Raw genomic sequence first — 17,098 nt, 5'->3', positions numbered from 1 at the left:
CGCGAAACCGGTCTTCGCGGTTAGGTGGGGCGTCTGGTCTGTCGGCGCCCGCCGAGAGCGAAGAGGGAATATGGTGCGATCGCTTCGGCGATCCAGGCCAAAGCCGCCCCCGCGACTGTAAGCGGCGAGCGTCTGTTCGGCAAACCACTCGGGCCACCGTGCGCGGGGAAGGGGAACAGAAGCAGCGACCCGCGAGCCAGGAGACCTGCCAGGCACGAAACGAAACTCCCGTCGGGTGCGACGGAAAGGAGACATACTATGCATATCGAACCCGGAGTCGTTCACGGCGCCAAAATGGTGCTGGCCTATGGCACCGCCGCCGGTGCTGCCGGCTATTCCGCCAAGCTGATCGCGGACGAGCTCAAAACGCGCCCCGCCGCGTCCTTCGTCGCACGCAGCGTTGCTGCGACCGTGGCCGTTCTGATCTTCTTCGAGCTGCTGCCGCATTTCCCTGTCGGCATCTCCGAGGTCCATTTCATTCTCGGCTCCACCATTCTGCTGATTCTGGGCGCCGCCCCCGCCGCGGTCGGATTGGCCGCCGGGCTTGCGATCCAGGGGATGTTCTTCGCTCCGACCGACCTGCCGATGTATTTCGTCAACATCACCACCCTCTTGGTGCCGCTGTTCGCGATCCACGCACTTGCCCGCAAGGCGCTGCCGCGCGGCGTGGCCTATGTCGACCTGAAATATACTGACGTGCTGAAGCTCTCCGCAGCCTACCAGGGCGGGGTCGTCGCCTGGGTCGCGTTCTGGGCGTTCTACGGCCATGGCGCCGGAGCCGAGACCTTCGCCGCCGTCAGCGCCTTCGGTGCGGCCTACATGATGGTCATCCTGATCGAGCCACTGGTCGACCTGGCAGTTCTGGCCGGGGCCAAGTCGCTCAAGAGCCTGCAGGGTTCGGGACTGGTCACGGAGCGGCTCTACTCCGCCGCCTGATCCAAGCGACACGACGCACACAAAAGGCCCCGGTGATTTCATCGGGGCTTTTTTTTGCTCACGTTCAGCGCGCGACGGCCAGCAGGCCAGCGACATCCAGATGGGTTTCCAGGTGATCGGCCAGCGCGTCCAGCGTCGTTTCGACCGAAACGTCATAGGCGAAGCCGGATGGCGCGACGCCAAGCTCGGCAAGAAAAGCGCGCCGGAAGTCGTCGTGCCGGAACAGACCGTGCAGGTAGCTGCCCATGATCCGGCCATCTGCGCTGACCGCGCCTTCGTCCTTGCCATCGATGCGCGCGAACGGCCGGATGCAATCCGGGCCATTGGTCTGGCCGATATGGATTTCATAGCCCTGAAACGCCTGGCCCGATCCGACATGTTCGGCCTGCACCCGAGTCAGCCGCTTTTCCGGCGCCATCACCGTCGTCACGTCCAGCAGGCCCAAGCCCGGCATGTTTCCCGGCGGCCCCTCGATACCCGCAGGGTCCGAAACGGACTGCCCCAGCATCTGGTAGCCGCCGCAGATTCCCAACACGCGACCGCCCCGCCGCACATGCGCGGCGAGATCGATATCCCACCCCTGCGCGCGTAGAAAGGCTAGGTCGCCGCGCGTCGACTTGCTGCCCGGCAGGATGACGAGATCCGCATCGCCCGGGATCGGTTGCCCCGCGCGCAGCATCGTCACGCTCACACCGGGTTCCTGCGAAAGCGGATCGAGATCGTCGAAATTGGCGATCCGCGAGAAGCACAGGCAAACCACGTGCAACCCGACCGCGCGGGGGGCAGTGGCGATGTCCAAAGCATCCTCGGCCGGCAGTTTCCACGCGTCGGGAAACCAGGGCAAGACACCGAACCCTTGCCATCCGGTACGCGCGGCGATCAGATCGTAGCCGTCATCGAACAGACGCGGATCCCCGCGGAACTTGTTGATCAGAAACCCCGCAACGGTCGCTGCATCCGCGGGCGGCAGCACCGCCTGCGTCCCGATCATCTGCGCGATGACGCCGCCCCGATCGATATCGCCCGCAAGCACGACCGGCACATTCGCCGCCACGGCGAAGCCCATGTTGGCAATGTCACCCGCGCGCAGGTTCACCTCGGCGGGGCTGCCTGCGCCTTCGACGATCACGAGGTCATGCGCTGTCTTCAGTCGTGTGAAGCTCTCCAGAACCGGCGCCATCAGCGAGGGTTTCAGTGCCGCGTAGTCCCGCGCCCTCACCGTCGCCTTGTGCCGCCCCTGCACCACCACGTGCGAGCCGACATCGGTTTCGGGCTTCAGCAACACCGGGTTCATGTCCGTGACCGGCTCGAGCCCGCAGGCCAGTGCCTGCAATGCCTGCGCCCGACCGATCTCGCCGCCATCCACCGTGACGGCGGCATTGTTGGACATATTCTGTGGTTTGAAGGGCGCCACCGACAACCCGCGCCTTTTTGCCGCACGGCACAGACCGGCCACCAGCATCGATTTGCCGACGTTGGACCCCGTGCCCTGGATCATGAGCGCCGGCATATCGGCTCAGAACTCCACGCCTTTCTGAGCCTTGATCCCGTCACGGAACGGATGCTTCACAAGCGCCATTTCCGTGACCAGGTCTGCGGCCTCGATCAACTCGGGCTTGGCGTTGCGCCCTGTCAGGACCACGTGCGTCATCTCGGGCTTTTCGGTCAGCAGGAAATCGACCACCTCGTCGATATCGAGATAGTCATATCGCAGCGCTATATTGATCTCGTCCAGCAGGACAAAGCGGATATCAGGGTTGCGGATCAGGTCCTTGGCCTTGGCCCAGCCCGCCTGTGCGGCGGCGATATCGCGTTCCCGGTCCTGCGTTTCCCAGGTAAAGCCTTCGCCGGAAATCACGAACGTGCATTCCTCGGCAAAGCGGGTGCGCAGGAACTCGGCTTCGCCTGTCACCCAGTTGCCCTTGATGAACTGCACCACCGCGCAGGGCATCCCATGGGCGATGCAGCGCATGATCATCCCGAAGCCCGAGGAGGACTTGCCCTTGCCGGGGCCGGTATGGACGATGATCAGACCCTTTTCGTCGGTCTTGCCCTCCATCATCCGGTCGCGCGCCGCCTTGATCTTCTTCATCTTCTCGCGGTGGCGGGTGTTCTCGTCGTCGGTCATGATGCCTCCCCGGTGCTGTGTCGAACCGTCCCTACACCAGTCCAAACCGGATTGCGATTGCCAATTCCGCACCGGAAACCTAGGATTTGGCACAGGAAAACAGAGGATTTCGCTTGTGCTGCCCGAGACCATGAAAACCATCGAGATGCGTGAACCGGGAGGCCCCGATGTGCTCGGCACCGGCAGCCGGGATCTGCCCGAGGCAAGGTCCGGCGAGGTGCTGGTCCGGGTCATCGCCGCCGGGGTGAACGGTCCCGATCTGGTGCAGCGGCGCGGCCACTATCCGCCGCCAAAGGGGGCCTCGGACCTGCTGGGCCTCGAAGTGTCGGGCGAAATCGTCGCGCTGGGTGATGGTGTGACGGGATGGGCCGTGGGCGACCGCGTCTGCGCGCTGACCAATGGCGGCGGCTATGCGGAGTACGTCGCCATCGACGCCGGCCATTGCCTGCCGATCCCCGAAGGCGTCAGCGACATCGACGCCGCCGGACTGTGCGAGACCTATTTCACCGTCTGGAGCAACCTGTTCCACGACCAGAAGGTGCCCAAAGATGGGCTGTTGCTGGTCCATGGCGGCGCGGGCGGCATCGGGTCGACCGCGATCCAGCTCGGCAAGGCAATGGGTCTCAGGGTCTTCACCACCTGTGCGGGCGCGGAGGATTGTGCCTATGCCGAGGGTCTTGGTGCTGACCGAGCGATCGACTTCAACGAGGAGGACTTCGTCGACATCGTGCGCGAGGCCGGCGGTGCGAACCTGATCCTCGACATCATCGGCGGCGACTACGTGGCGCGCAACGTCAAGGCCGCCAGCCCCGACGCGCGCATCGTGCAACTCGCCTTCAACGCCGGCTCGAAGGTGGAAATCAACCTGATGCCGATCATGCTGAAACGGCTGGTCTATACCGGGTCGACCCTGCGATCGCGACCCGAGTCCTTCAAGACGACCATCGCCGCCGAGTTGCGCGAAACCGTCTGGCCGCTATTCGCCAGCGGTGCGCTGAAACCGCAGACCTACAAGGTCTTTCCCTTCGATCAGGCGACCGAGGCCCATGCGATGATGGAAAAGGCCGCGCATCGCGGCAAGATCCTGCTGGTCCCGTCGCAGTGATCAGGCCCGCCAACGCCCCCGGCAGGTTCAAACTTTTTCTGAAGGGTATTCAATGAACAGATTTCTCGCGCGCGCCATGTCGGTCGCCCTGATCGCCGCCCCTGGACTGGCACTGGCCCAGGACGGCTGGACCGGCTTCTATGTCGGGGGTCATATCGCGGCCACGGACACCGAGGTGTCCTTTGCAGGGCTGGGAACCAGTGAAAACTCCACGGGTTTCGGTCTGCATGCCGGGTACAATCACAACCTGAACGACCGTATCGTGCTGGGCGGCGAGTTGAGCCGTGGCAAATTGGAATATTCCGATCTGGCGTTTGACGAAGACCTGACCAGCGAACGGGTCAAGATCAGGCTCGGCTACACGACCGGATCCGCCCTGTTCTACGGGGTGGCCGGGTATGCGCGCATCAGCGACAGTGACGAAGACGAGGATGGGCACACACTCGGCCTCGGCGTCGACTACAAGCTCACGAGCAACGTCTTGCTCGGGGCCGAGCTTATGTATGATTCGTTCAGCGCAGATGGCATCGACCTCGACGTGACGTCGCTCAGCTTCCGGGTCTCCTACCGGTTCTGACCGGGTCTTTCCCGATCAGCTTCGCCCCCAGCGCCCGACGGTAAAGCGTTGCTCGGCTGCGACGTCCAGAGGCTCGGCATCGGCGAGGTCGTGAGAAATGTGCGCAACCTTGTTCTGCCGTGCCGCAAGAGTCTGGCAGATGCCTTCCAGCGACAGCCCTGCCAGAAAACCCTCCCGCTCGAAGGCGCAAAGGCCGTCCCGCGTCTGGGCCTGCACCTGTGCGGTTTCGGCATCGGCAAAGGTGACGTTGGCAACCCGCGTCACGCATTCCGACAGGATGTCCGGCCCCGGCGGGTCGCCGGGCAGCATCAGCGTCTCGGGGCTTGTCGCCTCGATGTCGATGTTGCGATAGGCTGCCATGCTGCGCAGGCAGGCAGGGTCAAGGATCGTGATGCTGTCATTCCAGCCGAATGCGGCAGTGCGCGGCCGTTCACCCAGCGGCACCGCGTTGTCGAGAAACTCGAAATGGATCTTCTGGTTGGTTTTCTTGACCCAGTTGAAGAACAGTTGCGGCATGCCGATGTTGGCTTCGACATTGAAATGCAGCATGTCGTCCAGTGCCTTGTAACGCCCGGTCTTCAAGCCCCGCTGCCAGGCGCGCTCGACCGTTTCGGCCGGGGGCGTGATCATGAAGAACAGATAGACCGTATCGGCGAACCGGCTGAGCAGCGTGCCACCCGGTTTCTGGAAGGGTGCCGGCATGAAACTGTCGAAGCGGAAGCGGTCGACCAGGACATGCGGCATCTCGGACCGGGCGGCCTTGCCCTCCATGTAGCCGTCGATCTTCTTGTCGATGATCTCAAGCTCCTGGGCCGTCAGCGACGCCGCGTATTTCGCATGATCGCCGAGGCTGTCGTAGTCCAGCAGGAACTTGCGGCAGTAGTCGGGGCTGACCTTGGCAAAATCCTCCCACGGCACACCCAGCCTGTCGGCCAGTTCTCGCTGCAGGGGACGCAGGGTGCTCTTGCCTGCGCCGGGCCCGCCCTTGACGCTCATGAAGAGCGGTGCGGACTGGAACGGAAGGATACGATAACCCTCGGCTCGTGCAGCCTCGCGGATCATCGGCTGAATCATCTGGCCGATCCGCTGGCTGCCATAGGTGTTGCACACCCGGTTTGCCGCCCACCGCACGACCATGTCGCGGTCGCCGACCAACCGGCCGCGTTGCCCGACGATGCCACCGACAATGGTCAGCAGCCCGCGCAGACAGGCGATTTCGAACGCGTCACCCCCGGCATCCACCTCGGCCTGCCAGTCCAGCAGCGCCTGGACCTCGGCGGATTCGCCCTCGGAAGGCCGGGGCTTGGCCCCGGTGAGCCGCGCCAGCAAGCCGGGGGACGCTTCTGCCCCGTCGCCTCGCCGGTCGAGGTCCTTGTCGAGCCGCGCCGCCAGCTTTTCCTCGACCCGGACACGCAACTTGGTGAATTCGCGATCGAGCATCGGCATCTGAGGCTCGATATACTTTTCCAGAATGGTCGCCGCCATGCCGCGCAGGTTCTCGCCCAGTTCCGGATAGTCCGGACCGTCCGGCACGTTGATGTCCGCCATCAGGCGGATCAGCAATTCGTGCCGTACCAGCCGGCTGGCGGTAAAGGCGTTCATCTCGGCCGGCTTGCGCCCGCAAAACTCAGCCGCCTCCTTCGCCTCGGCATAGGACACTTGCGAATTCTCCGGCCTGTAGAGCGTGACCAGTGGCATCAAGTCGGACGGAATCTCCGAAGTCAGCCCCGGATTCCAGGCATGATACGCGTCACTCATGGCACTTCCCTTCTTGGCGTCAGGCCAGGATCAGGCCTCGTTTGTCCGCGTTCCGCGCAACTTCGTCATGATTGCCTTGAACAGCGGCAAAAGGATCAGGATCAGCGCGATGATGGTGATCGGTCCGGCAATCGGACGGGTCAGGAACACCGTCGCGTCACCCGAGGAGAGCAGCAGCGACTGGCGCAGCGTCGGCTCGGCGATCGGACCCAGCACGATGGCCAGAACCGCAGGCGCCAACGGATAATCGAGCTTGCGCAGGAAGAACGCGCCGAGCCCGAAGATCAGCATCAACCAGACGTCGAACATGTCCTGGGTCGCGGCGTAGCCACCGACGACCGACAGCACGAAGATCAGCGGCGCCAGCACGGTGAACGGCATCCGCAGCATCCAGATGAACAGCGGGATGAACGCCAGGTTCACCAGCAGGGCGAAGACGTTCGAGATATAGAACGACCCGATCAGACCCCAGACGAAATCCGGCTGGTCGGTAAACAGGCGCGGACCCGGCGTCAGCCCCCAGATCACCATGCCCCCCAACAGGATCGCCGTCGTCGGCGAGCCGGGAATACCCAGCGTCAGCATCGGCAGCATCGATCCGGTCGAGGCCGCATTGTTCGCCGCTTCCGGGGCCGCGACCCCGCCGGGGTGGCCCTTGCCGAACTCCTTGGGGTTCTTGGCGACCATCTTGGCGACGCCATAGGACATCAGTGACCCCGGTGTCGCCCCCGCAGCCGGCAGGATGCCCACGAAGAAGCCGAGGAACGACCCGATCATGGTCCCTTTCCAGCCCCGCCGCATCCCTTCCTTGGAATCCCGCACGATGCCTTTCAAGCTCATCTTGGCCTCGGTGGTCGTGACCTCGCCGCGGGTATTCTCGATGGTCCAGATCATCTCGCCAATGCCGTAGACCCCGATCGCGAGAACGAGGAAGCTGATGCCCTTCATGAACCCGTTGATGTCGAACAGCACGAGACGCGGTGCCCCCGAGATCTCGTCAAAACCGATCGCGGCAAAGACGAGGCCGAGGCAGATCGACAGGATCGTCTTGGGAATGTCGTCACCGCCCAGCCCGACGAAGGTTGCAAAGGCCAGCAGCATCAGCGCGAAGATCTCGGGCGGCCCGAAGATCAGGGCGACGGTGGCCAAGAGCGGTGCAAAGACCGTGAAGAGAACGTTGGAGATCGTGCCGCCGATGAAGGACGCAAGCGCCGCGGTAACCAGTGCCAGGCTGGCGCGCCCGCTCATTGCCAGAGGGCGACCGTCGAAGGTGGTGGCGACCGCGGTCGATGCTCCCGGAATGCCCAGCGTGATCGAACTGATGGCGCCGCCATACATCGCGCCGTAGTAGATCGCCGCGAGGAAGATGATGGCCGAGTTGGGCGGCACGAGGAAAGTGATCGGCAACAGGATCGCGACCCCGTTCACCGAGCCGAGCCCCGGCATCGCGCCGATGAACAGTCCCAGCGTCACACCGAGCAGGATCAGCATGACGTTGATCGGCATGAGGGAGACCATCACCCCGTCCGACAGAAGACCCAAGATTTCCATGCAAAGCCCCTTCCCGATTCACTTACGCGGTTGGCGGTGGATCAGTAGATGATTGAGTAGAGATAGTTGTAGAACGGCTCGGTGAAGCTCAGGCCCTTTGGCATCGTGATGCGCATGAGCCCTTCGAAGAAGAAGAAGAAGACCATCGGCAGCAGCAGCGACAGGCTGAGCGTCAGCGTCCAGCTGTGCCGGCCGAGGAACCGCAAGTAGTAGAACAGGAAGACCGCCATCGCGCCATACATCGAGATGATGTCGACCAGCGCGATGAAACCCAGAAGCCCACCGCCGACCAGAACGATCGTGCGCTTGCCATAGCCATCCAGCAGCACCTCATCGGACTGACTGGGGGGCGATGTGCGCCGCCACCAGTTGAACGCGATGATCCCGGTGCAGATCAGCATGATTGCCGACAGCCAGAACGGCCAGGCTCCGCCGCCGGGCCCTTCGCCCGTGATGTAACCGACATCCAGTTCGGTGCTTTTGTACATCATGTAGATGGACAGGAGGGCCAGAACGCCCGCCGTGACGATTTCTGCGAGGCGCATCCGGCCCTCCTGTGAGTGTGTGTATCGGATCAGTGCCGGAGCGGGACTATTCGCCCATCGCCGCCAGCAACTCCTTGTGACGTTCGACCTGGGTCTGCCAGTAGGCTTTCTGCTCGTCCGGGCTCATCCACAGCGGCGACAGGCTTTCCGTCGTCATGTAGTCCTGCCATTCCTGGCTGTCGTAGATAGTCTTGAACAGGTCCTGGTAGTAGGCAGCCGCCTCATCCGACTGTCCCGGCGCACCGACAACGGCCCGCTGGTTGTAGTAGCTGAAGTCATGCCCCTTTTCCTTGAGCGTCGGCACATCCGGGAAAGCCGGCATGCGCTCGTCCGAGAAGGACAGGAGCGGCACCACGTCGCCCGCGGCGTAGAACCCCTTGGTCTCGGCCGGGTTGTTCACCGTGGCCATGATCTGCTTGCCGGCCAGGTCCTTGGCCACCGCGCCGCCGCCCTTGTAGGGGATGTACTTGATGTCCAAATCGAAGGCCTGCTCAAGGTAGGTGATGACCAGGCTGTCTTCCTGTCCCTTGCCGGTACCGCCCATGATATAGTCGCCCTTCTTCACCTCTTCGAGCCATTGCTCGAAGCTGGTGATGCCGCTGTCCTTGTGGACCCACAGCACGAAGGGGTCGACGCCCATCATCGCGATCGGGCTGAAGGTCTGAACGTCGATGCCGAGGTTCTCCTGGCGCAGCGGCGTGGTGAAGAACGAGTTCAGCGTCACAAGAATCGTGTGGTCCGGGTCGCTCGCGCCGTTCAGCGCGATCAGTGCCTCGGCCCCCGATCCGCCACCCTTGTTGTTGGGCACCAGCGGACGGTTGGTCAGGTCCTTCTTCTCGGCCACCGACTGGATGAAGCGGGCGATCTGGTCCGCGCCGCCACCGGCACCGGCCATGATGACGAAGTCGACCGGCTTTGTCGGCTCCCAGGCCGCCGCGGGTCCTGCGATCATCCCTGCCAGAGCGGTCGCTCCGGCCAGCTTCACGAACAAGCGTTTGGTTATTTTCATTCTATCCTCCCAGGATATCGTCTGTCTGACACGAAAGCGTCGCGTCGCGCCGGTCGCCGTTGTGTCGGCGACTCCTTGATTCATAAGGTCTTCTCCTCCCAGCCCCTAATGCTGCTTCAATGCACCAGGATCACCGGCATCCGGGCGTGGTCCACGATATGCTGCGTGTTCCCGCCAAAGATCGTCTCCTTCTCGTGGCTATCGCCGTAGGCGCCCATGACCAGCATGTCCGCACCCAACTCCGCACTGGCTGCCAGCAACGCCTTGCCCACCTTGCCGCTGCCTTCGAACCGGTGAATCGCCGCATCGATGTCATGCGCCGCAAGATACGCCACCAGGTCCTCCGCGGTCGCCGAAACCGGCTCTCCACCGGAGGACAGAACCGTCACGCGCGCCGCCGAGCGCAGGACCGGCAAAGCCATCGTGACCGCCTTTGAGGCTTCCAGCGAGCCGTTCCAGGCAACCGTCACGTGACGCCCCAGTTCCGTCGGCGCCTCGACCCCGTTGGGCACCATCAGGACCGGTCGCCCGGTCCTGAACAGCGCCGCCTTGAGCGAATTCGCCCCCAGATTGCGGTCGACATCGGGCTGGGGCACCGCGATCAGGTCGGCGAGCCGGCCGTGACGGCGGATCACGTCGACCATCTTCCCGGCTTCCTCGACCCAGCCGACCGTGGCGGTCTCGCCGCCATTGGGCACATCCTGAAACGTCAGGTCCAGCTTTTCGGCCAGCGCCTGAAGTTCGCGCTTCATGCTTTCTTCTTCGGTATCCGCAAGCTCCTCCGCCTGCTTGAGCATCTGCTTGCGGAACATCGCCGGCAGCGGAACGCCATAGGGCAGCATGTCCTGCGGACGCGCCCGGCAATGGGCGATCACGATATGGCTCTTGTTGCGATGGGCGAGCGCCGCGGCATGGGCGATGACATTGTCGCCCTTGCCGTCGCCGCGCACCGGCACCAATATCTTGCGGATCATGACGCCATTTCCCTAGAACAGGCCTTCGATCTGGCCGTTGTCGTTGAGCATGATGGTTTCGGATGCGGGGGTTCTGGGGAGGCCCGGCATGGTCATGATCTCGCCGCAGATGACGACGATGAAGCCGGCGCCGGCGGAGAGGCGGACTTCGCGGATCGGGACCGAATGGCCGGTGGGGGCGCCGCGGCGGTTGGGGTCGGTGGTGAAGGAATACTGGGTCTTCGCCATGCAGACCGGCAGGTTGCCGTAGCCCGCGTCCTCCCACTGTTTCAGCTGGTCGCGGATCTTCTTGTCGGCCAGCACCTCGTCGGCGCGATAGATCCGCTTGGCGACCGTGTTGATCTTGTCCAGCAGACCCATCTCGTCAGGATAAAGCGGCGAGAACGCCGCCATGCCGCTGTCGGCCACCTCGGCGACCCGGCGGGCGAGGTCCTCGGACCCTTCGCTGCCCAGTTCCCAGTGCCGGCTCAGCACCGCCTCGGAGCCGTGCTTGCGGACATAGTCCTTGACCGCGTCCACCTCGGCCTCGGTGTCGGTGACGAAGTGGTTGATCGCCACCACCACCGGCACGCCGAAGCTCTTGAGGTTCTCGATGTGCCGGCCCAGGTTGGCACAGCCGTCCTTGACCGCCTGCACGTTTTCACCGCCCAGGTCGGCCTTGGCGACGCCGCCGTTCATCTTCATCGCCCGCACCGTGGCGACCAGCACCACGACGCTGGGCGCGAGCCCCGCCTTGCGGCACTTGATGTTCATGAACTTCTCGGCCCCCAGGTCTGCACCGAAGCCCGCCTCGGTCACCACGTAGTCGCAGAGCTTCAGCGCCGTCTTGGTCGCCACGACCGAGTTGCAGCCATGCGCGATGTTGGCGAACGGGCCGCCATGCACGAAGGCCGGGTTGTTTTCCAGCGTCTGCACCAGGTTCGGCTGCATCGCGTCCTTCAGCAGCACCGCCATCGCGCCATCGGCCTTGATGTCGCGCGCATAGACCGCGCTGCGATCGCGCCGGTAGGCCACGATCATGTCGCCCAGGCGGGTGCGCAGATCGTCGAGATCCTTGGCCAGGCACAGGATCGCCATGACTTCGGAGGCCACGGTGATGTCGAAACCCGACTGGCTGGGGAAGCCGTTGGAGACGCCGCCGAGGCTGGTCACGATGTCGCGCAGCGCCCGGTCGTTCATGTCCAGAACCCGGCGCCAGACCACGCGGCGCTGGTCGATCTCGAGATCGTTGCCCCAGTAGATGTGGTTGTCGATCATCGCGGAAAGCAGGTTGTGGGCGCTGGTGATGGCGTGGAAATCGCCGGTGAAATGCAGGTTCATGTCCTCCATCGGCACCACCTGGGACATGCCGCCGCCCGCGGCGCCGCCTTTCATCCCGAAATTCGGGCCCAGCGAGGCCTCGCGGATGCAGATCATAGCCTTCTTGCCGATCCGGTTCAGACCGTCGCCAAGACCCACCGTCGTCGTCGTCTTGCCCTCGCCCGCCGGCGTCGGGTTGATCGCGGTGACCAGGATCAGCTTGCCGTCCGGGTTCCCGGCACTGCGCGCGATGAAATCCGCCGACACCTTCGCCTTGTCATGCCCGTAAGGCACAAGATCCGCCTCACCGATCCCAAGCTTCGCCCCAATCGCCTGGATCGGCTCCTTAACCGCCTCACGCGCTATCTCGATATCCGTCTTGAATGTCATGGTCTTCCCTTACTCTCCCAGGGTGTCGCCGACGGTCAGCCCGGCGGCCTTGGCCCAGTCGGCGGCGGGCTGTTTGCCGCCACCGGCCGGTTTGACACGTTTCAACAGGATGCGGCCGCCGATGCACTGCACGGTCACTCCTTCGTCCGAGATATCAATGACTCGCGACGAGACACCGTCACCCGCGACCCGCGCGGCATCGAAAACGCCAAGCTCGGCCCCGTCATGGGTTGTCCAGGCGCCCGGCGCCGGGTTGGTGCCGCGGATCAGGTCATAGACCTGCTTGACCGGCTTGTTCCAATCGACCTTGGCATGCTTTTTCGTACAGCGGCGTTCGTAGGTCGCCTGGCTTTCATCCTGCTCGATATGCGGCGGATTGCCAGACCGGAACAGGTCACAGACCTGCAGCACCGAGTCGACAGCCGCGGGATAGATCTTCTTGAAATACAGATCGATCACCGTGTCGTCCGGACCGATCTCGCATTCCCAGTTGAGCAGCACGTCGCCCTCGTCCAGCCCGTCGGTCGGATAGAACCACGAGAATCCCGATTTCGTGTCACCCATGATGATGGGCCAGTTCACCGCCGACGGGCCGCGATACTTGGGCAGCAGCGAGGGATGGAAGCAGATCGAGCCCTGTTTCGGCGTGTCGCGCGCGGCCTCGGGCACGAAAACGTTGACGAAGGCCATGACCATCAGATCGGCATCGAACCCGGCCAGTTCGTCGATCGACGCCTGGTCCTTGAAATGGGCGGGTTGCCGGACTGGCAGTCCTTTCTCCAATGCGAATTCCTTGATTGGATCAACCGGCTTGCCCTCGCGGTCGGGCTCGCAATAGACCGCGACCACTTCGTCGGTTCCGGCATCCAGAATTTTCGCCAGCGCGTCCTTGCCGAACGCCTGTTGACCCATGACGATGACTCGCATCGGCCCCTCCCCTTACTCTGCCGCCTGGCGCTTGACGTCTCCGACCGCCCCCGAGCCGATGACTCGCTCGAGATCCTCGCCGGTATAACCCAGCACCTGCGACAGTATTTCCTCGGTGTGCTCGCCCAACAGGGGCGAACGCGTCACATGCACTTCGCTATCGGACAATTTGATCGGGCAGCCGACGCTGATGTACTCGCCACGTTCCGGATGATCGACCTTGACCAGCGTACCGGTCGCATAGAGCCCCTCGTCCTCGGCGATTTCCTTCATCGACAAGATGGGACCGACCGGGATGTTCAGCGGGTTGCAGATGTCCATGACCTCGAACTTGGTCTTGGTCATGGTCCATTCCTCGATCCGCGCGAAGATCTCGTTCAGCTTGTCCAGCCGCTCGGGCGGGGTGGCGTAGCCTTCGGCGGTCTTCCAGTCCGGCTCGCCGATCACGTCGCAGATCGCCTCCCAGACGGCAGCCTGGGTGATGAAATAGGTATAGGCGTTGGGGTCGGTCTCCCATCCCTTGCACTTGAGGATGCGCCCGGGTTGCCCGCCGCCACTGTCGTTGCCGGCCCGCGGGGTCGCCTCGCCGAAGGGGATGCCCTCGCCATACTGGCTGTATTCCTTGAGCGGCCCTGCAGCCAGACGCTGCTGATCGCGCAGTTTGACGCGGGCGAGGTTCAGAACTCCGTCCTGCATCGCCGCCGACACCTTCTGACCTCGCCCGGTCCGTTCGCGCTGGAACAGCGCGGTGACGATCCCTAGACACAGGTGCAGGCCGGTGCCCGAGTCGCCGATCTGCGCGCCCGTGACCAGCGGAGGGCCATCGCGGAAGCCGGTGGTCGAGGCCGAGCCGCCGGCGCATTGCGCGACGTTCTCGTACACCTTGCAATCCTCGTACTTGCCGGGACCGAAGCCCTTGATCGAGGCCATGATGATGCGCGGGTTGATCTTCTGGATGTTCTCCCAGGAAAACCCCATCCGGTCGAGCGCGCCCGGGGCGAAGTTCTCGACAAGAACGTCGCATTCCTCGATCAGCCGGGTCAGGATCTCCTTGCCGGTCTCGTTCTTCGAATTGAGCTCGATCGAGCGCTTGTTGTGGTTCAGCATGGTGAAATATAGGCTGTCCGCGCCCGGCACGTCGACCAGCTGCTTGCGCGTCGCATCCCCCACACCGGGGCGTTCGACCTTGATCACGTCGGCGCCGAACCAGGCCAGCAACTGGGTGCAGGTCGGCCCCGACTGAACGTGGGTGAAGTCGAGCACCTTGATGCCGTCTAATGCTTTCATGTGTCTTGTCCTGTTCTTGTCGTCATTTACGCGCTTGGGGATAGAGCTTCTGCGCCACCACCGACTGCGGGTTGAGGTTTCCGATGTTGCCGCTTTCCTTGCCGGCGGCCGGGTCGATGGCCGCATTGACCAATGTCGGCTTACCGCTCGCCAGGGCTTCGTTGACCGCGCGGCGCAACTCGTCCGGGGTGGTGACCCACGCTCCGACGCCGCCGAAGGCTTCCATCATCTTGTCATAACGCGCATCCGGCACGAACGAGGTCGTGGCCGGATCGTCTCCGCCGCCCCAGTTCTCGCCGTCACCGCGGTAGATGCCGTTGTTGTTGAAGACGACCACGCAGACCGGCAGCTTGTAGCGGCAGATCGTTTCCACCTCCATCCCGCAGAAGCCGAAGGCACTGTCGCCCTCCACCGCCAGCACGGGTTTGCCGGTCTCGATGGCGGCCGCGATGGCTGCCCCCATACCGATGCCCATGACGCCCCAGGTTCCGACATCGATGCGGTGGCGCGGCTTGTGCACGTTGATGATCGAACGGGCGAGGTCGAGCGTGTTCGCACCCTCGTTTACGAGGATCGTGTCGGGCTGTTCGGTGATGACCTGCTTCAACACCCCCAGCGCGGCGTGGTAGTCCATCGGAATATTGTTGTTCTGCAACCGCGCGGCCATCTTCTCCATGTTGGCCTCGGCCTTGGAATGCACGAGATCCAGCCACTCCTTGGGCGGCGCGATGCCCTCGCTCTCCATCGCGTCGATCAACGCGCGGGCGCAGGAGCCGACATCGCCCACGAGCGGTGCGGCGATCTCGACGTTGCTGTCCATCTCCTGGGCGTCGATATCGATCTGGATGAAGCGCTTCCCACCCGGCTCGCCCCATTGCTTGCCCTTGCCGTGGCTGAGCAGCCAGTTGATCCGTGCGCCTAGCATGATAACGACGTCGCTGTCCTTCAGCACCAGCGAACGGGCGGCGGCCGCGCATTGCGGATGGGTGTCGGGCAGCAGACCCTTGGCCATCGACATCGGCAGGAACGGATACCCCGATTTCTCGACCAGTTCGCGCACCGTCTCGTCGGACTGGTCATACGCAGCCCCCTTGCCGATCACGATGAGGGGGCGCTTGGCCTCCTTCATCACGCCGATGGCGCGGGCGATGGCGTCAGGTGCCGGGGTCTGGCGCGGCGCCGGATCGATCACCTTGACAAGCGACTTCGCCCCCTCGGCCGCGTCCATCACCTGGCCCAGCATGGCGCCCGGAATGTCGAGATACACGCCGCCGGGCCGACCACTGACCGCGCTGCGGATGGCACGCGCCACGGCGATGCCGATATCCTCGGCATGGTTCAACCGGTACGCTGCCTTGCAGAAGGGCCGCGCCATGGCGAGCTGGTCCATTTCCTCGTAGTCGCCCTGCGCCAGGTCGACGATTTCACGCTCGGACGAGCCCGAGATCAGGATCATCGGCCAGCAATTCGTCGTCGCGTTCGCCAGCGCGGTCAGCCCGTTCATGAAGCCCGGAGCCGACACCGTCATGCAGACGCCCGGCTTCTTGGTCAGGAACCCCGCGACCGAGGCCGCGTAGCCTGCGTGCTGCTCGTGCCGGAACGAGATCACCCGCATGCCCTGTGCCTGCGCATAACGGCCCAGGTCCGTGATCGGAATTCCCGGAACGTTGTAGATCGTCGTGATGTCGTTCAGCTTCAACGCATCAATCAACAGATGAAAGCCATCCGTGACCTCCGCCCCGGCCTCGAGTTCAACGACGTTGGACTGTGTCATTCTCTTCCTCCCTTGAAACCGGCCCGCGTCATCCAGCCTCCGAGCGCGACGCGCCCAAGCTTTCCATCCGGGTCCAGGTCTTGCTGATGTGGTCGTGCAGGCGCATCGTGTGCTCGCGCACCCGGCGTGACGCCAGGTCGCCGTCACGGGCCTCCAGCGCCTCTATGATCTCCATGTGGTCGGCGACCGACCTTCGTGCCCGGTCGCTCTCGCCCATGGCGCGGCGGCGGATCGCTTGCATGTGCATGAACAGTCCGTCCGCCGTGCGCTTCAGCAGGCCACAACCCGACAGTTCGAGAATGGTCTGGTGAAACCGGATGTTTGCGTCCGAATACTCCTGCAACTCGGCCCTCACCGCGTCGCTGCTGTGATGCATCGCGAACTTGCGCAGCGCCTTCAGATCGTCGTCGCTGGCCCGCTCGGTCGCCAAGCGGGCCGCCATGCTCTCCAGCGCCGCCCAGGTGACGACCATCTCGAGCACCTCGTCGCGGCTCTTGCGCAGCACGAAGACACCCTTGCGCGGCAGGATCTCGACCAGCCCATCCTGCGCCAGCCGTGCCAGCGCCTCGCGGATCGGGGTTCGCGAGATGCCCAGCCGCTCCGCCAGCTGGCGCTCGTCGAGCCGCAGGTCCGCGTCGGCTTCGTAGATGTCCATCGCCAGGATCGCGTCCCGCAACACCTCGAACGTGTGATCCTTCAGCGTGAAGTTCACCGAGATCGGATTGAGGCTGTCGCCGATCGACACGAATCACATCCCTCCCAAGATGTCCGAACACCGATTCGATGAGGTGGCCGTCTCTGTATCTGGTATACCATACACCCGACTTGCAATGCGTCA

The 17,098-nt window shown here is 63.8% G+C and carries 15 protein-coding genes and 1 riboswitch; of the genes, 3 read left to right on the top strand and 12 right to left on the bottom strand.

Annotated elements, in window-relative coordinates; genetic code table 11:
* The first annotated feature begins 17 nt into the window (after positions 1-17).
* Positions 18-227: riboswitch (cobalamin riboswitch) on the top strand.
* 31 nt (positions 228-258) lie between these two features.
* Positions 259-936 (top strand): energy-coupling factor ABC transporter permease, encoded by a 678-nt coding sequence (locus tag JF290_RS04935; RefSeq protein WP_199023659.1) that lies wholly within the window; start codon positions 259-261, stop codon positions 934-936.
* Positions 937-1,000: 64 nt separating this feature from the next.
* On the opposite strand, the gene JF290_RS04930 is transcribed toward JF290_RS04935, so the two are convergent.
* The gene (locus JF290_RS04930; RefSeq protein WP_199023658.1) at positions 1,001-2,446 is read right to left on the bottom strand and encodes a cobyric acid synthase; all 1,446 of its coding nucleotides are present in this window, start codon (positions 2,444-2,446) and stop codon (positions 1,001-1,003) included.
* A 6-nt stretch (positions 2,447-2,452) separates the two neighbouring features.
* Positions 2,453-3,064, bottom strand: a complete 612-nt coding sequence (gene cobO, locus JF290_RS04925) for a cob(I)yrinic acid a,c-diamide adenosyltransferase (protein ID WP_199023657.1) — start codon at positions 3,062-3,064, stop codon at positions 2,453-2,455.
* Between the two features lie 130 nt (positions 3,065-3,194).
* Between cobO and JF290_RS04920 the strand changes: the two genes are divergently transcribed.
* Positions 3,195-4,169: an NAD(P)H-quinone oxidoreductase gene (locus tag JF290_RS04920; protein WP_199023656.1), complete on the top strand. Its 975-nt coding sequence runs from the start codon at positions 3,195-3,197 to the stop codon at positions 4,167-4,169.
* Positions 4,170-4,221: 52 nt separating this feature from the next.
* Positions 4,222-4,746 (top strand): porin family protein, encoded by a 525-nt coding sequence (locus JF290_RS04915; protein ID WP_199023655.1) that lies wholly within the window; start codon positions 4,222-4,224, stop codon positions 4,744-4,746.
* A 15-nt stretch (positions 4,747-4,761) separates the two neighbouring features.
* On the opposite strand, the gene JF290_RS04910 is transcribed toward JF290_RS04915, so the two are convergent.
* The 10 genes from JF290_RS04910 to JF290_RS04865 form a co-directional block, all read right to left on the bottom strand.
* Positions 4,762-6,504 carry a DEAD/DEAH box helicase family protein gene (locus tag JF290_RS04910; protein ID WP_199023654.1) on the bottom strand — a complete coding sequence of 581 codons (1,743 nt, stop codon included), beginning with the start codon at positions 6,502-6,504 and terminating at the stop codon, positions 4,762-4,764.
* Between the two features lie 30 nt (positions 6,505-6,534).
* Entirely contained in the window at positions 6,535-8,055 is a 1,521-nt protein-coding gene (locus tag JF290_RS04905) for a tripartite tricarboxylate transporter permease (protein ID WP_199023653.1), read from the bottom strand.
* Between the two features lie 41 nt (positions 8,056-8,096).
* Positions 8,097-8,600: a tripartite tricarboxylate transporter TctB family protein gene (locus JF290_RS04900; protein ID WP_199023652.1), complete on the bottom strand. Its 504-nt coding sequence runs from the start codon at positions 8,598-8,600 to the stop codon at positions 8,097-8,099.
* A 46-nt stretch (positions 8,601-8,646) separates the two neighbouring features.
* The gene (locus tag JF290_RS04895; protein ID WP_199023651.1) at positions 8,647-9,609 is read right to left on the bottom strand and encodes a Bug family tripartite tricarboxylate transporter substrate binding protein; all 963 of its coding nucleotides are present in this window, start codon (positions 9,607-9,609) and stop codon (positions 8,647-8,649) included.
* A 116-nt stretch (positions 9,610-9,725) separates the two neighbouring features.
* A complete protein-coding gene (locus tag JF290_RS04890; RefSeq protein WP_199023650.1) occupies positions 9,726-10,583 on the bottom strand; it encodes a universal stress protein in 858 nt (285 codons plus the stop codon).
* A gap of 12 nt (positions 10,584-10,595) precedes the next feature.
* Positions 10,596-12,272, bottom strand: coding sequence for a formate--tetrahydrofolate ligase (locus JF290_RS04885; RefSeq protein WP_199023649.1), 1,677 nt, complete (start codon positions 12,270-12,272; stop codon positions 10,596-10,598).
* A 9-nt stretch (positions 12,273-12,281) separates the two neighbouring features.
* Positions 12,282-13,199, bottom strand: coding sequence for a methionyl-tRNA formyltransferase (locus tag JF290_RS04880; RefSeq protein WP_227363900.1), 918 nt, complete (start codon positions 13,197-13,199; stop codon positions 12,282-12,284).
* Between the two features lie 12 nt (positions 13,200-13,211).
* The gene (gene frc / locus JF290_RS04875) at positions 13,212-14,486 is read right to left on the bottom strand and encodes a formyl-CoA transferase (protein WP_199023648.1); all 1,275 of its coding nucleotides are present in this window, start codon (positions 14,484-14,486) and stop codon (positions 13,212-13,214) included.
* 22 nt (positions 14,487-14,508) lie between these two features.
* Positions 14,509-16,260, bottom strand: a complete 1,752-nt coding sequence (gene oxc / locus JF290_RS04870) for an oxalyl-CoA decarboxylase (RefSeq protein WP_199023647.1) — start codon at positions 16,258-16,260, stop codon at positions 14,509-14,511.
* Between the two features lie 28 nt (positions 16,261-16,288).
* Positions 16,289-17,005 (bottom strand): GntR family transcriptional regulator, encoded by a 717-nt coding sequence (locus JF290_RS04865; RefSeq protein WP_227363902.1) that lies wholly within the window; start codon positions 17,003-17,005, stop codon positions 16,289-16,291.
* Between the last annotated feature and the right edge of the window lie 93 nt (positions 17,006-17,098).

Source organism: Sedimentitalea arenosa (assembly GCF_016428585.1).
GTDB lineage: Bacteria > Pseudomonadota > Alphaproteobacteria > Rhodobacterales > Rhodobacteraceae > Sedimentitalea > Sedimentitalea arenosa.
The sequence above is the reverse complement of the archived record's forward strand: the minus strand, read 5'-3'. Positions and strand labels throughout refer to the sequence as shown.

Bases quoted from the DNA above. Each gene is read 5' to 3' on its own strand.
- JF290_RS04935 (WP_199023659.1), top strand. From the start codon at position 259: ATGCATATCGAACCCGGAGTCGTTCACGGCGCCAAAATGGTGCTGGCC.
- JF290_RS04930 (WP_199023658.1), bottom strand. From the start codon at position 2,446: ATGCCGGCGCTCATGATCCAGGGCACGGGGTCCAACGTCGGCAAATCG.
- cobO (WP_199023657.1), bottom strand. From the start codon at position 3,064: ATGACCGACGACGAGAACACCCGCCACCGCGAGAAGATGAAGAAGATC.
- JF290_RS04920 (WP_199023656.1), top strand. From the start codon at position 3,195: ATGAAAACCATCGAGATGCGTGAACCGGGAGGCCCCGATGTGCTCGGC.
- JF290_RS04915 (WP_199023655.1), top strand. From the start codon at position 4,222: ATGAACAGATTTCTCGCGCGCGCCATGTCGGTCGCCCTGATCGCCGCC.
- JF290_RS04910 (WP_199023654.1), bottom strand. From the start codon at position 6,504: ATGAGTGACGCGTATCATGCCTGGAATCCGGGGCTGACTTCGGAGATT.
- JF290_RS04905 (WP_199023653.1), bottom strand. From the start codon at position 8,055: ATGGAAATCTTGGGTCTTCTGTCGGACGGGGTGATGGTCTCCCTCATG.
- JF290_RS04900 (WP_199023652.1), bottom strand. From the start codon at position 8,600: ATGCGCCTCGCAGAAATCGTCACGGCGGGCGTTCTGGCCCTCCTGTCC.
- JF290_RS04895 (WP_199023651.1), bottom strand. From the start codon at position 9,609: ATGAAAATAACCAAACGCTTGTTCGTGAAGCTGGCCGGAGCGACCGCT.
- JF290_RS04890 (WP_199023650.1), bottom strand. From the start codon at position 10,583: ATGATCCGCAAGATATTGGTGCCGGTGCGCGGCGACGGCAAGGGCGAC.
- JF290_RS04885 (WP_199023649.1), bottom strand. From the start codon at position 12,272: ATGACATTCAAGACGGATATCGAGATAGCGCGTGAGGCGGTTAAGGAG.
- JF290_RS04880 (WP_227363900.1), bottom strand. From the start codon at position 13,199: ATGCGAGTCATCGTCATGGGTCAACAGGCGTTCGGCAAGGACGCGCTG.
- frc (WP_199023648.1), bottom strand. From the start codon at position 14,486: ATGAAAGCATTAGACGGCATCAAGGTGCTCGACTTCACCCACGTTCAG.
- oxc (WP_199023647.1), bottom strand. From the start codon at position 16,260: ATGACACAGTCCAACGTCGTTGAACTCGAGGCCGGGGCGGAGGTCACG.